The organism is Solibacillus sp. FSL K6-1781 (assembly GCF_038630735.1).
Classification (GTDB): Bacteria; Bacillota; Bacilli; order Bacillales_A; family Planococcaceae; genus Solibacillus; species Solibacillus silvestris.
Map to the genome: position 1 here is coordinate 3207052 of NZ_CP152038.1, position 16559 is coordinate 3223610.

At 39.0% G+C, this 16559-nt stretch carries 13 protein-coding genes; 6 read left to right on the forward strand and 7 right to left on the reverse strand.

Going from position 1 to position 16559, the window contains the following annotated elements; translation table 11 throughout:
* Positions 1 to 450 precede the first annotated feature (450 nt).
* On the forward strand, positions 451 to 978 hold the full coding sequence (locus MHH37_RS16275) for a DUF2179 domain-containing protein (RefSeq protein ID WP_008406062.1): 528 nt from the start codon (positions 451 to 453) through the stop codon (positions 976 to 978).
* 56 nt (positions 979 to 1034) lie between these two features.
* Here MHH37_RS16275 and MHH37_RS16280 read toward each other — a convergent pair whose 3' ends face one another.
* The 4 genes from MHH37_RS16280 to MHH37_RS16295 all read right to left on the reverse strand — a co-directional run bounded on the left by MHH37_RS16280 (position 1035) and on the right by MHH37_RS16295 (position 5897).
* Entirely contained in the window at positions 1035 to 1991 is a 957-nt protein-coding gene (locus MHH37_RS16280) for an alpha-L-glutamate ligase (protein WP_008406063.1), read from the reverse strand.
* Positions 1992 to 2167: 176 nt separating this feature from the next.
* The gene (locus MHH37_RS16285) at positions 2168 to 3871 is read right to left on the reverse strand and encodes a sensor domain-containing diguanylate cyclase (protein WP_342573804.1); all 1704 of its coding nucleotides are present in this window, start codon (positions 3869 to 3871) and stop codon (positions 2168 to 2170) included.
* Between the two features lie 215 nt (positions 3872 to 4086).
* Complete coding sequence (locus MHH37_RS16290) at positions 4087 to 4608, reverse strand: GNAT family N-acetyltransferase (RefSeq protein WP_342573805.1); 522 nt, start codon at positions 4606 to 4608, stop codon at positions 4087 to 4089.
* Positions 4605 to 5897, reverse strand: a complete 1293-nt coding sequence (locus MHH37_RS16295) for a histidine--tRNA ligase (RefSeq protein ID WP_342573806.1) — start codon at positions 5895 to 5897, stop codon at positions 4605 to 4607. The genes MHH37_RS16290 and MHH37_RS16295 overlap by 4 nt, the downstream gene beginning before the upstream one ends.
* Positions 5898 to 6417: 520 nt before the next feature.
* Between MHH37_RS16295 and MHH37_RS16300 the strand changes: the two genes are divergently transcribed.
* From MHH37_RS16300 to MHH37_RS16310, 3 genes are all read left to right on the forward strand, one after another.
* A complete protein-coding gene (locus MHH37_RS16300) occupies positions 6418 to 7392 on the forward strand; it encodes a BMP family ABC transporter substrate-binding protein (protein WP_342573807.1) in 975 nt (324 codons plus the stop codon).
* 19 nt (positions 7393 to 7411) lie between these two features.
* Positions 7412 to 9061 carry a methyl-accepting chemotaxis protein gene (locus tag MHH37_RS16305; RefSeq protein ID WP_342573808.1) on the forward strand — a complete coding sequence of 550 codons (1650 nt, stop codon included), beginning with the start codon at positions 7412 to 7414 and terminating at the stop codon, positions 9059 to 9061.
* Between the two features lie 659 nt (positions 9062 to 9720).
* Positions 9721 to 11406, forward strand: coding sequence for a methyl-accepting chemotaxis protein (locus MHH37_RS16310; protein ID WP_342573809.1), 1686 nt, complete (start codon positions 9721 to 9723; stop codon positions 11404 to 11406).
* A gap of 83 nt (positions 11407 to 11489) precedes the next feature.
* Here the strand turns inward: MHH37_RS16310 and MHH37_RS16315 are convergent, their stop codons facing one another.
* From MHH37_RS16315 to MHH37_RS16325, 3 genes are all read right to left on the reverse strand, one after another.
* A complete protein-coding gene (locus MHH37_RS16315; RefSeq protein ID WP_342573810.1) occupies positions 11490 to 11795 on the reverse strand; it encodes a DUF3243 domain-containing protein in 306 nt (101 codons plus the stop codon).
* A 126-nt stretch (positions 11796 to 11921) separates the two neighbouring features.
* On the reverse strand, positions 11922 to 13484 hold the full coding sequence (locus MHH37_RS16320; protein ID WP_342573811.1) for a BCCT family transporter: 1563 nt from the start codon (positions 13482 to 13484) through the stop codon (positions 11922 to 11924).
* A gap of 131 nt (positions 13485 to 13615) precedes the next feature.
* Positions 13616 to 14362: an amidohydrolase family protein gene (locus MHH37_RS16325; protein WP_342573812.1), complete on the reverse strand. Its 747-nt coding sequence runs from the start codon at positions 14360 to 14362 to the stop codon at positions 13616 to 13618.
* A 295-nt stretch (positions 14363 to 14657) separates the two neighbouring features.
* Between MHH37_RS16325 and MHH37_RS16330 the strand changes: the two genes are divergently transcribed.
* Complete coding sequence (locus MHH37_RS16330) at positions 14658 to 16268, forward strand: (2,3-dihydroxybenzoyl)adenylate synthase (protein WP_342573813.1); 1611 nt, start codon at positions 14658 to 14660, stop codon at positions 16266 to 16268.
* A gap of 33 nt (positions 16269 to 16301) precedes the next feature.
* Positions 16302 to 16556, forward strand: a complete 255-nt coding sequence (locus tag MHH37_RS16335; protein WP_008406128.1) for a phosphopantetheine-binding protein — start codon at positions 16302 to 16304, stop codon at positions 16554 to 16556.
* Positions 16557 to 16559 lie beyond the last annotated feature (3 nt).

The following is a 16559-nucleotide window of genomic DNA, read 5'->3' on the forward strand; positions in this document are numbered from 1 at the left end:
TTCTCTCTACTTTTTTAGATAAAGCATAATTCATTGCCCGTTACACCTAATTATACAGAAAACGACAGGTAAAAGAAATGAAGAGGCTTTTTTGTCGATATTTCAGTCTATAAGTCTCATTAACTTTGTACTATGTATAATATTAAGTAAACGATAGGCTTGTTCTGAAAGCTTCTACCTGTCTCTTTTTCTGCATGAACGAGCAGTACTTTATACCGAACAATTTATATAATTATCCTCATATATGTTTCCCACAAAAGAGAGATGGGTAAACATATAAGTTATGTTTTTTTTGAGAAATATTGCATAAAGTATTCTTTAAAGGGAACATAGGAAAAGGATAGGATGAAAAATATTTTGGTTCATGCCTCTCCATATAATCTTATCTATTGCATTTACAAGAGTACCCATATTATGATGAGCATAATTTAAAGAAAAGGATTCGATTTGATGAAAGAAATTTTGCTTATTCTATTATTACAACTGCTCTATGTTCCTTTATTTACTCTGCGGACAATTTTTTTAGTTAAAAATATTACAACGCTCGCATCACTGATCGGAATTGTTGAAATGCTCATCTATGTGTTTGGTCTGTCTCTTGTTTTCAGCGGCGATCAAGGTTTTCTTGCAATGGTCGTGTATGCAGTCGGGTTTGGTCTAGGGATCATTATCGGGACGCGCATCGAGCAAAAGCTTGCGATTGGCTATATATATGTAACGATTAATACACAAATCCGCAACGAAGAGCTGATACAAGTTATGCGAAATGAAGGGTTTGCGGTAACGACATACGTTGGTGAAGGCCGGGATAGTCAACGATACAAATACGAAATTTTAACGAAACGGAATCGTGAAAAGGAACTATTTATGCTTGTTCAGCATCATGAGCCGTCAGCCTTTATAATTTCTTATGAACCGAAGTCGTTTAAAGGCGGTTTCTTAGTCAAACGAATGAAGCAGCATAAGAAGCATAAATAAAAAAGTCCAATGAAGAAAGTGCAGTGTAGCGCTCCCCCTTCATTGGATTTTTCATTTTATTTCACTTTTTGAGCTGTTACTTTTTCCAGTTCCTGCCCTAAAAACTTAGCAAGCTGCAGCATTGCGTACTTTTCTTCTTTTGCCTCTGCATCCGAATTATAGTTCGTATTTGTATTGACATCATACGTAAATACTTCGCCTTTTGCATTGCGGATGAATTCAATGCCTGCTACATCAATTCCGCTGTCTTTCAGGAAATTCGCATAGTTTTCAAGCAGCTTTGTTTCGTTGTTTTCAACAATTTCGAATTTTGCACGCTGCTCTTTTGGCTCTTCCCCTACAGGACAGAATAGATCGCCAATTTGGCATACATCTGCTGGACAAAGCTCGAACCCTTCGGATGTATCCACTTGTACAGAGTAGAAATACTCGCCGCCAATAAATTCAACACGTGTAATATAAGATTCAGGCGACTCGATGTATTCCTGAATCAGCACAATGCCATCTACAGGCTCTTCATAATCCGGCTTCGCTAAATGCTCTTCCAATGCAGCGATCGAATAAAATAGCTGAACACCTAATCCTTTGCCTGCACGATTATGCTTCGTAATGAACGGTACGATATTCAATGCTTTTGCAGCTTCAACAACTTGCTGTTTCCCAACGGCAGCAATTGTTTTCGGTGTTTTGATTCCGTGCTTCTCCAGTGCTGTATACTGCTTCACTTTACTTAACTCTAAACGCAATGCATTACTGCCATTCAACACTTTTCTTCCGTGGAATTCCAGCCAGTCCAGCACTGCTCCTGTCAGTTCAGGTGCGTAACGGTGATCACGGGTATGTGAAGAGGCACTCATTCGATTATAAAATACACCTTCTGGAGGAGCCTCTGTTAAGTTAACAATCCCCTCGTCCAAATGCCATGATTCATATGGTAAGTTTAATTCTTCTAAACGATTTACTAAGTGACGCGTCCAATCATCATTTTCATGGATTACATAGATTTTTGCCATCTGCCATTCCTCCAATATTCATGCTTATGCTTTTACACAGAATTTTTCAACTTTAAAAATTATACTTTCATCATACATTAATTCATATGAAATTAGTATGATTTATTATCGTGTAATTAATAAATTTTAGGCTTAAAATAATAAAAGAACTCCATAGCGTTAACTAAGGAGTTCTTTTAACGTGAATACTCTGCTACTTTATTGCGCCCTGCCTGTTTTGCTCCGATATACAGTGCACGGTCGGCATTGCGTAAAAGCCCTTTCGTTTCATCCGTGTCATCCGGGACATTTGAAACACCGATACTCACTGTAATAAACACCAGCTCTTTCTGACCGGCTTCAGCTAAATCGGATTCAATTAAAAATGGTGTTACTTCTACACATTGACGAATTTCTTCACCTAATTGGACTGCCTCTTCCTTCGTCATATGCGGCAGAAGTATGACAAATTCCTCTCCACCATACCTAGCTAAAACCGCTTCTTCCGGAACAAAGTTTTCTAGTAGTTTAGCAAAGTTTTGAAGGATGATATTTCCCGCATGATGGCCATACGTATCATTAATCCGTTTAAAATAATCAATATCCATCATTAACAATGAAAACTGAAGGTGAGGATTCGCCTTAATCCGCTCTTGCTCTACCACTAGCATTTTATCTAAATAATGATAATTATATAGACCTGTCAATGCACATGTCTCACTTTTCTCAACTGCCGCGCTTAAGTATTTCGCTTTTTCCAGAGACACGGCAAAATACGTCGACAGTAAGTGAACGATATCCATCTGATACTTTTCAAATGCATTCTTTTTGCGTGCCGTTAAAATTAATGTTCCTTCCGTTTTTTGGTTGCGGTGTATTGGAACAATCATGACACTATTCATATCATGCGGGAGGAAGTCCGGCGCATCTTCTTTCCATTCTTTTGCACTAGAGAATACCTTTTTGTCTTCTGTTTGAAAGCAAATATGAATAAATGAATCGCGGATTGAATCTGAATCAGCCTGAATTTCGATATCTTTTCCATCTACTCTTGCACGCAAAATCACATATTTCCCTTGAATATTATCGACAAGATACATCGCATCATGTGCAAAGAGCTGACTCACCCGGTGCATAAACAGTTCAATAATTTGCTGGGCGCTTAATCTGTCTGCCAACTCATGACCAAACTCGCTTGCTTTACTGAGTGAAAAGTTGACCCGTTCCGAAATATTATACATTTTTGCAATAAATGTTATCGCAAAAAACGGAATGCCAAGCAGGAAAATGGCCGGCGCCCCAATTTCATTAATCAGGATAACTAATGTAATGGCAAACGGGATTGTAATGGTCGCACTGCCGTAATCCCATAATATATGCTCACTAAAAAACTTTTCGTTTTCACCTGTAAAGCGATCGCGTACATATAAAATCGTATGGTTGATAAACAAATGGAACCCGACAAATACCGTTCCGTAAAGCAGTAAATGCGTTAAATTCGAATTCCCTACTTCAAATCCCGCTAAATGAACAATGCCTGCAGCGAAAAACGACGTATAGGCAAACATCCAAGAAGTAAAGATGATTCGGTAAAACGCATCTTTATGGTTTCTCATCTGGTAAATAATCGGTAAAATACTTAATTGGACAATCAGCATTTCCGCCCCGACGCCATACAGCAAAAAGGCTGCCAATGTGACCCATTGTGAAAGAATAATCGTCGTGTTTCCAATTTGGAATGGAATGGCTGTTGTGATGAGCGCGAATATCGATAAATACACAAAAATTTTCCAGTCGATCGGCTGTTTTGGAAACAGAAAATATAGGCCGTACATGAGGGGTAGCCCAGTAGCTAACCAAAGCAATAATACGTTCTTTTTCGTTCTTTGATTAAATTCCATACTTGCCCCTCCCTTTTAACTGAAATGTCTGATAACAATTATTATATCATGTCTATTAAGGAATGTAGCATGTTTTACTTCCTAATTTTTTATTTCTATTATCCTAATATTTAGAGAATTTCTAGGTTTTTAGCTATAGTATACTGTAAAATAATAACATAATATTACGATTATTCAATAAAATTATTTGAATTTAGTCAAAAAATGTAAATTGTTTATTTTGATTGTTGGATTACTTTTTCTACACTGTCCCATACATAAATCTCTTCATCTAATGTCTTACCTGCTATACATAATTGTACCGTTTTGACATATTCAGCCCCATAATATTGGTAAAACTGTTTTGTTTTATTGTCTGCTAATACATCCACATATACTTTTTGATAGCCTTGTTCTAAAAAGGAAGTCATGATTTGATTTAATAGCTTTTTCCCAACGCTTTGGCCATGCCATTCTTCAAGTAAATAAATCGAAGTTAAATCACTTGCTCCAACTTCTTTATTTGTACTACGTGTGCCCCCTGTGACAAAGCCTATAATTATATTTTCATTTTCTGCTACAAAAATCGTATTTGTTTGATCTGAAATATTATTTTCCCACAGTTTTGTACGTTGTTCATAGCTTAATTCATCTAAAAAGCTTTGGGGAATAATGCCTTTATATGTAGTTCTCCAACTATCAACATGCACTTTTGCAATCCCCGGTGCATCGTCTCTATTTGCTTTTCGAATATTCATCCCTTCTCTTCCCTTCTAAATTCCAGTATTTCAAATTGCTCCACTTCTCCTGTTTGCATATCTTTCATTTCATACTGTCCTGACTTAATTTCATTTTCTCCTAAAATGATCACTTTCCGGATATTTTCGCGGTTTGCCTTCTCCATTGCTTTCCGCAATTTCTTACCACTCAGTTCAACTTCTACACGATTTCCCTGCTGACGTAATTGCCATGCTAAACGCAGTGCTTCCTTTTCCGTATTTAATGGAATAATAAAAATATCCACCAATGCCTGATCTGCACTATTTTCTCTTTGCTCCATCGCTGTATAAATAACATCCAAACCAAATGAGATACCTACAGTCGAAAACTTTTCCTCTGAACCGATCAATCCACCAATTGCATTATCGTAACGGCCACCGCCTCCAATACTTGATTTAATTACACCATCTTTTAGAAATAGCTCATAAATGGAACCTGTATATATTTCCAGACCTCGAGCTAGAAATGGATTAAACACACAACTTTCACCAACATTTAAAACTTGTAAATAATCCTGCAGCTCGATTAATTCTTCATAGCCTTGTTTAATTAATTCATTCTCCTCTCGGTACTTCTCAAAATAGGCAATTGTCGGATTGGCATTTAAAAATTGCTTAATTAACTCAATCGTTGAAGGTGAAAGGTTCTGTTCTTCCAGTTCTTTCAGTAAAGTAACTTGGTCTATTTTCTCCATTTTGTCCAGTATGAGAATGACGCTATTTATTTTTAGTTGAGGGACTTTAAAGTATTGTAATAACCCTGCCAATAGCTTGCGATTATTGAATTGAATCAACATCTCAATATTTAGCTTGTTAAAAGCATCGATTGTCATCACCATCAGTTCAGCTTCTGCAGACTGTGACTCGATACCGACTACATCCACATCGCATTGAGTAAATTCTCTAAATCTCCCTGCTTTAATCGGTCCATCCCGAAAGACTTTTCCGATTTCATAGCGCTTAAATGGCATTGAAAGCTGTGGATTCATCGCAATTACTTTCGCAAAAGGTATCGTCAAATCATAACGAAGCGCTAAATCGCGTTCTCCTCGATCTGTTAATGTGTACATTTCCTTTAATATTTCAGCCCCGCCTGCATATTTGGAAGCCATTAACTCTGTATAGTTTAATATCGGCGTCTCCAATGGCTTACAACCGTACAACATAAACGTATCTTCTAAAGTGCGCCGAATGTTGCGTCTTACAACTTCCTGAGCCGGCAAGTAATCCTGTGTTCCTTTTACATTTTGATAGTCCATTTTATTCATACGAATCCTCCTGTTTTTGAGAAATAAAAAAATCGTATAATGATAAAGCTCCAAAACGGCTTTATTATACGATTCAATGCGAAAAAGTCTTCCTATTCATTATTAAAAATTTAATAAAGATAGCAAGACTACTTAGTATGAAGATGTAATTGTGCAAACTGCTGTTGAGTATAAATGAACCCTTTCATAAAGTTTCCCCCTTTTTAATTACTACACTATACTGCATGCTTCCAGATTGTGTCAACTTAAGTTTCAGAATTTTCTTTTTATAGTTAGGGAAGTACTCGTTTAATTTGAGGTGTTCTAATATGACTTTACGATTTTCTAATAACGCTTGGACCTTTTCTAATATCCCCAAGTTATCTTCTAATAAAATTTCGATTACCCATAATCTCCCAAAAATTATTAATTTTCTGCATAATTTTTTTATTTCATTTATTAAATGACAAGTATACGTTAAAATTGAAAATGTTGGAGGTCGAACCTCTACATAATGTATTTAAAGTAAAGGACTGATGAAATGAAAAGAAGATGGTTGTTTTTGATGAGTCTTCTCGTTGTAGTCGTGCTCTCTGCCTGCTCACAGAAGTCAGAGGAAGAGAAAAAGGAACGGGTGAAAATTGGGGTCATGCTGTCAGATGCAGGACTTGGTGATCAGTCGTTTTCAGATATTGCTTTTGAAGGTCTCGAAAAAGCACGCGATGAATTAAATATAACATTTGATTACCGTGAACTTGAATTTACCGGTACATATAAGCAAGGGCTGGAAGAGCTCGTTGAGGAAGGTCAGGATCTGATCATTGGAATCGGGTTTACGGTCCAGGAGGATATGGAGGCCGTTGCCGCTGCCAATCCGGACGAGCAGTTTTTATTGATCGATGCTGTGTCGGACTTGCCGAATGTTCATAACATAACATTTAAAGAAGATGAAGGTTCCTACTTACTCGGTGCACTCGCTGCGATGAAATCAGACAGCAATACAATCGGATTTATCGGTGGTGTTGAAAATGAGGTAATCGAACGTTTTGAAACCGGGTTTAAAGCAGGTGCCAAACAAGTAAATCCCGATACAGAAGTGTTATCCGTTTATGCGGGGAATTTCGGTGATGATCAGCTTGGTGCTTCCATTGCACAGAATATGATTGAACAAGGCGCGGACTTTATTTATCCCGCTGCAGGCTTTACAGGTGTTGGCTCCATTTTAGCGGCACAGAAAGCCGGTGTTTATGCATTCGGCGTGGACAGCGATCAGTTTTTCCTTGCAGAAGATACGATTGTTTCTTCCATGCTGAAACGGGTAGATACAGCTGTTTATCAGGCAATTAAAGAAGTTTCGGAAACGGGGACCCTTTCGGAAAAAGATAAAGTGCTTGGCATTAAAGAAAATGGTGTAAGTCTAGCACCAATCCGTGTCGTGAATTTAACTGCACAGGAACAAAAGCAAATTGAAAACCTACAGCAGGAGCTTGCGGACGGGCAACTGACGATTAAGTAGAAGAAAGGGTCGTACAACAGTGAAATTAAAACAAAAAATATTAATATTGGCATTGTTACCGCTAATATTAGCTGTCTGTATTATCGCTTATAATATTAGTCAGCTTATGAGCCTGAATGCATCAACGGAAGAAGTGGTGGATTCCTTGGTTGCTGTTGAGGAATTAAACAGCTCGGTACAAAGCCTGCAGAAATCATTGAGCGTCTATTCGATCAATGTGTCAGAAAACAACAAGTATAATATTGAAACAGATTTAGCACGAACAGAAGAAATATACAATAGTCTGCAAAGCAGTTTTTCAACAGATCGCCAACGTCAGATTAGTGCACAATTTGAAGAAAAATTCACTAAAATTGCTGAAGCGACTACAGCTTCCCTACAGGAAACAAATGTGGCGGAAATTAAGCGCCAATCCCAGCGTACACGAGGAATTGTCAATGATGTAATCGAGTTGAAACGTGATGTCAGTGCATACTATACCGCAATGCAGCAAGAGCTTGGCAATAAAATTAATGCCATTACATGGATTTCCATTATTTCAGCGATCGCACTGATTATTGTAAGCGTTGTATCGGCCCTGTATTTTACAAACAGAATTGTTGGCCGCATTAGTCGATTAACTGCAGGTGCAAAAGAAATTGCTGCAGGGAATTTAAATGTGCAGTTTGAGGATAAAGAGTCTGACGATGAAGTTGGCGAACTGCAGGTTTCATTCCGCCAAATGACCGGCAACTTAAAGGAAATCATTACACATGTATCGGACAGTTCAGATCAGGTTGCAGCATCTGCCGAGGAACTGATGGCCAGTGCCGATGAAACAATGCTTGGCACAGAACTGATTTCCACTTCCATTCAAAATGTATCGGATGCAGCGGACAAGCAAAAAGAAATGTCGAATGTCTCTGCCTCCTTTGCACATAAAGTATTAGAAGAAGCTGAGGAAATTGCGAATCAGGCGAATCAGGCAACAACATTGTCTAATTCAACAAATGAAAAAATTGAAAAAGGTTCGGTATATGTTGAAAACACTGTATCTCAAATGAATCTCATTCAATCAACAGTCGATGAAACAGCTGATTCTTTAACACTTCTTGCTAGCCGTACGACTGAGATCGTCAATATACTAAATCTTGTACAGGATATTTCCGATCAGACGAACCTGCTTGCCTTGAATGCTGCAATCGAAGCAGCGCGTGCGGGTGAAGCTGGTAAAGGCTTTGCCGTTGTCGCGGATGAAGTGAAAAAACTGTCCGAGCAGACGAAGCAGTCGGTATCCGATATTTCGCGAATTGCCGTTGAGATTGAAAATGATACGACGACAACCGTTTCATCTATTCAGCAAGTGAAGGATCGCGTCAATGCGGGGATCACAATTTCGTATGATACGAAGGCAACGTTTGACGAAATTCTGGCTATTATCGGTCAGGTACAAAACCAGGTAACCGAAATTACAGCTGTGTCTGATAGTATTCATTCGAAAATGGCAACTGTATCAGAGCAATCACTGCAAATGGCGGCAGTCTCCGAAACTACGGCCGATAATGCCGTGTCGGTTGCATCCGCTTCTGAAGAGCAGCTTGCCTCGATGTCAGAAGTAAATACCGCAGCAGGTTCCCTTGCCCATCTTGCCGAAGAGCTACAAGGTATTGTGGCGAAGTTTAGAACTTAATTGTATGCCGAAATCCTTTTATAGGGTTTCGGTTTTTTTATAGGGTTGGGTGGTTTTATTAGAAGTTTTCTTTTAATGGACTTCTGATGCGAGATGTTTGCTTATGTAGCGGTTTGCGGGATATGGTTTGCTATTTTATTAGAAGAGTTGCGCATGATATTAGAAGATTGCGATGGGTTATTAAAACATCGACAAAGTTTATTAGAAGTTTTCAATAGATGGGCTTTTGGCTGAGGTAGTTTTCCTTGTTTTGCGGTATGTGGTTTACGGTTTGGTGTTTTATTAGAAGAGTTGCATCCGATATTAGAAGATTGCACCGTGATATTAGAACATTCACTGACTTTATTTGAACATCTCGGATACTTGTTAGAACAACGGGCACTTATATTAGAAAATCCAAATTTTATTAGAACATTTTTCGCTATATTAGAACAACCCGGCAATATATTAGAAAATGCACCCCAGAAACATAATTCCATACATTAAACTGGAATATGACGAAATATCGTACTTAAAACAATAGAAATATTACTTAATGCCAAAACTTTAATTTAAGACTAAATAAGTATTCCCTCTTTTCAAAAGTAAGTCTTAAGTACTTTGAATTTAAACCGAAGTTATAGATATATTTTAACTATGACATTCGGAGGAAAATAAATATGAATATTGGAAAGAAACTTTTCGGTAGCTTTGGTATCGTTATTGTAATTCTCATTTTTCTTTCAATTTTTTCTGTCATTAAAATGACTGAAATCGATAAGGATTATTCGTTCCTAATTGAAGATCGAGTATACAAAGTAACGGAACTATCGGAAATCCAAAATGCGACATCATTACAAGGGCTGTATATCCGCTCTTATGTTTTACGTCAGGATTCAGCTGATTTAGAAAACCTTACTACTCAAAGAGAAACGATTGCAGAAAAAATCGGTGAAATCGAAGGATTATTTAGAACTGCTGATATGCAGGAACAAATTAATACTTTAAAAGAAAATCAAGCTTTATATAATGACTATGTTTCTCAAGTTATTGACTATATAGATAACGATGAATTTGAAAAAGCTAATAATATGCTATTTGAATTCGCGGTACCTGCTAACCGCTCGATTCAGCAAACAATCAACAACATTGTTGATGTTCAAAAGGAACAAATGCATACAACAAGCGACGAAACAACAGCAAGTGCAAAAATCAGTAAAACACTCATGATTACCATTTCCGTTATTGGTATTTTACTTGCATCATGCTTAGCCATCTTTATTACACTCAACATTACTCGCCCTTTACACAGATTAACAAATGCGGCACATGTGATTGCGAACGGTGATTTACGAGAAGAAGATGTTCATGTGAAAACAAAAGATGAGATTGGCGAACTTGCGGCTGCCTTTAATGCAATGAAAGCCAGTCTTTCCAGCTTAATCAGTAATGTATCGTTGAACGTTTCAAGTACAACAGCTGCTTCAGAACAGCTGGCGAGCAGTACCGATGAAGTGTCGGCTGCTTCTGCTGACATTGCAAAACGTGTGGAAACCGTTGCAGAAAGCGGTAGTAATTCTGCAGCAATCGGTAATGATTGTGCTGTTGCTATGGATGAGACAGCTCAAGGTGTAAGCCGAATCGCTGAAGCCGCGCAAGTATTGAACTCTCATGCGATGGACATGCAGACAATTGCAGGAGAAGGTGGTCATACATTACAGACAGCCGAACAGCAAATGTCGGTTATTCAGCAATCTTCTTATGAAACAAAAGAAAAAATTAAACAGCTGAGCAGACAATCTGCCGAAATCGAGAACATTACAAAAGTGATTACGGATATTACAGATCAGACAAACTTGCTTGCTCTAAATGCAGCAATTGAAGCAGCCCGTGCAGGAGAACATGGGAAAGGGTTTGCCGTTGTCGCTGACGAAGTGCGCAAACTGGCAGAGCAATCGAAAAACTCGGCCTCACAAATTGCCGGCCTCACATCGACAATTCAAAAAGATACGAGAGAAGTTGAAGAAAGCGTCAATACAACAGCTCAAAATGTCGATCAAGGTGTTGTCTACTTACAAAATGCGCAAGTTTCATTTAATCATATTGTCGGGTCGATCACAGAGATGACTGCTCAAATTCAGGAAGTTTCTGCATCGTCCGAACAAATTTCCGCAAGTACCGAGGAAGTTGCAGCATCTATTGCTGAAATGGCTCATGCAGCTAACAGCGCTGCCGGTGAGATTGGCATTGTCCTATCAGCAGTTGAAGAACAAACTGCTACAATGCAGGAGATTAACGAGGTCGCCCAATCATTGAGTGAAGGTGCTGTCGGAGTTCAAGAACAAATCAATCTATTTAAAGTGTAGAAAACATAAAAAACGCAAAAGCTGCAAATCAGCTTTTGCGTTTCTTTGTATGATTGGATTCTACTAAACTCTAATCCAACGTATTAATCTGCTTGTACCATTTTTACTAGCACACTAGCTAATGCTTTCTTTTCGTTTTCATCTGCTACTTTCCATAATTCTTGCAGCACTTTCTCTTCACTGTTTCGAGGTTCTTCGTTTTTAGCTAAATGATCCGCTACAAACTTGGCGCCTTTTGCCAACATGTCATCGCTCAAACCTAATCGTTCACCTTTAGCAAGCTGGTCGTTCAAATAACTTTTGAACGTTGAAAAACTTTCTAAAATCTGATCTTTTTTTTCAGGAGATAATTCTTCAAGTTTCTTGTTAATGTTATTCAATTCACTCATTTTGTAATTCCTCCTAGATTGTGTTTTGGCGTTCCTCTAACAATTACCCGCCTTATTTGTAATTAAACTTTATTTTAATAAAAGCTATTATTTTGAACTACATAACGGTGATTGTCCGGTCTTTATCTATTTGTTTAAATTATTTTCGGTTTTTTCGATATGTTCCATAATTCGTTTATGATGACGGACATCCCGCTTCGTAATAGGAATGACTTCATGTCGGATCATTTTAAAGAAGGATAAAATGAGTAAGAGCATGACGACAGTAAAAGGAAGGGCTGATATGAGGGAAGCTGTTTGCAATGCTTCGAGCCCGCCTGAAAACAATAGTACACTTGCAATCGCAGCGATTAATACACCCCATATTACTTTTAATCGATTATGAGGGTTCATTGTCCCTTTATCCGTCATACTTGCCATAATAAATGTAGCTGTATCTCCTGATGTAATAAGGAAAATAACAATTAAAACAATCCCTAAAATCGAGGCGATCGTTGTTAACGGAAGCTGTTCCAGCATAAGGAACAAGGCGACAGTCAGATCAGTATCAACTGCTTCGGCGATTGTTGTGCCTTTGTTCAAATCAAAGTAAAGTGCTGAACCGCCAAATACCGCAATCCAGAAACAAGAGATAACCGGCGGAATGATTAAAACGCCGACGATAAATTCACGGATTGTACGCCCTTTCGATACACGTGCTACGAACGATCCGACAAAAGGTGACCAGGCAATCGCCCACGCCCAATAGAAAATTGTCCAATCCTTCACCCACGTTCCCCCTGCATACGGCTGCAAACGTAAGCTATACTGTACGAAATTCGTAATATAATCACTGATTGCTAAAACGAAACTTTCCAATATGAAAACTGTAGGGCCTGTAACAAAAACAAATACTAGTAAAATCAAGGCCAAGTACATGTTTACATTACTCAATATACGAATCCCCTTTTGTAGACCGCTTATAGAAGATGCCATATATCCAATGAAAACTACCCCTATAATTGCTAACTGTACCCAAATGGAAATCGGTGTATTAAAGACGGCATTTAAACCACCGTTTGTTTGCAGAACACCTAATCCGATTGACGTAGCAACACCCATTACTGTAGCAATAACAGCCAAGATATCAACTGTATTTTTAATGCCCTGATTTGTTCCTGTGACAGGCTCTAACGCCGTAGATATTAACAAATCTCTTTTTTTGTTGAATTGCATATAGGCCATAACTAACCCAATGATCGCAAATACGGACCATTGGCTAATCCCCCAGTGGAAAAAGGCATAGCCCATTGCGAGACGGGCCGCATCCGTTGTTTGCGCCTGGACATCGTTAAATGGTGTTTTAAAGTAATGACTCATCGGCTCGGCCACACCCCAGAAAACTAACCCAATTCCAAGGCCGCCCGCAAATAACAGCGCAATCCATGTATGGAATTTAAATTCCGGTTGTGCATCTTTTCCTCCTAGACGGATTTTCCCGTACTTGGATATGGCCAGTACGAACAGAAACAAAATAATAATAAAAACGGATAGCAAGTAGAACCAGCCAAAATAATCGGTTGTCAAACCAAATAAATATGTAGCAACATTACTGAAGGCTTCTGGTGCGATGCTTCCAAAAATAACACAGATTAATATAAATACTGCTGAAACTGTAAATACAGTATTCGAAAAACTTTTCCCTTTCATATGTTCACCTCTTTAAATACATTGAAGAGAAATTACCCATATTATGCTATTTTTAAACATCATTACAAAGGCTGTTACTATTTTTATATAATTATTTCGGCTTTGCTCAGTGGATTCTTCGCTAAATTTTATTATTTGCCAAAATACCAAGCCGACGCATTCGTATAGAAGATTTTATCGCTGGCTTGTTCATCAAAAAGTTGCTGGATCAGCGTAATGTCCGCAATTTCAAATGGTCGTTTTGCCCGGGTGGATGGCAAGTCCGTCCCGAACATAAGTGCATCCGGGTTAATGCTGTAAATTTCCGGCAGTGCTTTTTTTACATCTAATTCAACTCGGCCAAAACCGGCCGCTTTCACACGTACCCCTTTATCGACCAGCTTCAGTAAATGCGGCAGCCCTTCTTCCGATAACCCTAGATGATCGATCGAAATAGCCGGTAATTTCTCAATCGTTGCAGCAATTTCAGGCAATTCTTTCGCATCGATATACAGCTCGCTATGCCAGCCGACTAGTTCATGCACACGTCTCGCAAAATAATCGAGCTTCGATAAATCTTCCGAGCCACCGCGTTTAATGTTAAAACGCAATGCCCTCACACCATTTTTGTGCAATGCTTCAATTTCTTCGTCTGACACCGTATACGGCAATTGGGTCACACCGCAAAATGCCGGGCCCAGCTGATTCAACGCATGCAGTAAATATGTTTGGTCAAATCCTTGAAATGACCCTGAAACAATTGCCCCGCCTTGAACCGATAAATCTTTTGTTTCTTCGCTATATGCTGCAACGTCATAGCTTGGCGGCATATACCCCTGACTTTCGATAATCGGAAACTGATAATCGATAATATGAAAATGCGCATCAAAAATTCTCATTATTCTAACCCCTTTTGTTTTTACTATATATTTTTTGTTAATATATGTCTCTTAACGTGCGCTGTTTTATATATTTTTTTGCCCCCCTCTTTAAGTCCATTATTATTAATTTAATCTTTCCAAAAAAAGTCGAAAGAACCAGAGCGATTGGTCTAATTGAATCAAATTGTCCATCAATTGTTGACGAGTAATGGTTTAAGGCGTAGCATAGCCGTTACAACACATTGATAATGATTATCAATATCATTAATTGATTTGTTAATAATTGAAGATTGATTAAAGGAGGTTTCAACCCATGTTGAATGGATTTACACCGTGGCCTGCTGATCGAGCTGAATTTTATCGGGAAACTGGTTGTTGGGTAGGTTTAACTTTCGGCCAGATGCTTGAAAATCGTGCTCGTCAATTTGCTGACAATGTGGCGGTTATTGATAATAAACGATCACTTACATATGCACAGCTTAATGAGCGTGTGGACCAGTTGGCAACCGGTCTTTTGCTGCTTGGGATTCAGAAAGAGGATCGTGTCGTTGTACAGCTTCCGAATGTGGCGGATTATGTGGAAATTGTATTTGCCCTATTTAAGATTGGTGCATTGCCTGTCTTTTCACTACCCTCTCACCGTTTCAATGAGATTCGCTACTTCTGCGAATTTGCGGAAGCGAAGGCTTATATCGTAATGGATCATTTTGGGGGCTTTGACTACCGCGGTCTTGCGCGAGAAGTTCAGCACGCAGTTCATTCGCTGGAGCATGTCATCGTTCTTGGCGAGCCGCAGGAGTTTGTGTCATTTGATTCACTATTCAGTACACAATCTATTGAGTTTCCTGAAGTTAGAGGTAGCGAAGTAGCCTTCTTGCAGCTATCTGGCGGGAGTACAGGAATTTCCAAGCTAATTCCGAGAACGCATGATGAATATATGTACACGATTAAGTTGAGTGTTGAACAATGCCAGGTGACCGAACAGACGGTATTTTTGGTTGTGCTACCGGTTTCTCATAATTATCCGATGAGTTCCCCAGGTATATTGGGAGCCCTTTATGCTGGCGGTAAAATCGTTTTAAGTTCTTCGCCTAGTCCGGATGTTGCATTCCCGCTTATTGAAAAGCATTGTGTGACAATGGTGCCGCTTGTTCCTTCCCTTGCGCTGCATTGGCTGGATATGAAGCCGAATCATACGGATGATTTATCGAGCTTGGAAGTCATGCTTGTTGGCGGCTCGAAATTCAGTGCTGAAGCAGCGAAACGTGTGCGTCCTGTATTTGATTGTCAACTGCAGCAAGTATTTGGAATGGCGGAAGGTTTGGTCAATTACACACGATTGGATGATCCTGATGAAATTGTCATCTATACGCAAGGTCGCCCGATGTCCCCTTATGACGAGGTGAAAATCGTGGATAATGAAGACCAGGAATTGCCAATTGGCGAGACAGGACATCTGTTGACGCGTGGGCCATATACGATCCAAGGGTACTATAAAGCGCCTGAACATAATGAAAAAGCGTTCACAAAAGATGGTTTTTACCGGACTGGTGATATTGTCCGATGCACGAAAGATGGTTATTTAATCGTAGAAGGCCGAGCAAAAGATCAAATAAACCGCGGCGGGGAAAAAATCGCGGCGGAAGAAGTGGAAAATATGCTGCTTGCCCACCCTGCTGTCCATGATGCGGCAATTGTCGGGATGCCTGATTATTATATGGGTGAAAAAAGCTGTGCCTTCATTATTCTAAGAAATGCGGATGTAACGAAACGCCAGCTAAAGTCATTTTTGCGTGAACGTGGGCTGGCTACTTATAAAATTCCGGATGAAATCTTATTTGTAGAGCAATTTCCGCTGACCCATCTAGGCAAAGTTTCGAAAAAAGATTTGCGCCTTTTACTTGAACAGCAATTACAACGTTAAAATACTGAATATTAAGAAAAGAAGGTTGATAATATGACAACTCAAACTGATTTTACAATGGAACAGCTGCGCGAACTTGTTGCTCAATATGTGACAGAACCGATTGATACGATTGCAGATGAAGATTATTTACTGGATGTCGGGATCGATTCCATCACGATGATGACAATCGTTGAAGAACTCCGTCAAAAAGGCTTTGCACTTACATTCATACAGCTTGCCGATGAGCCAACAATCTACGGATGGCATCGTCTGATCAAACAATCGATGGCAGATTACGGAGGTTGAGTC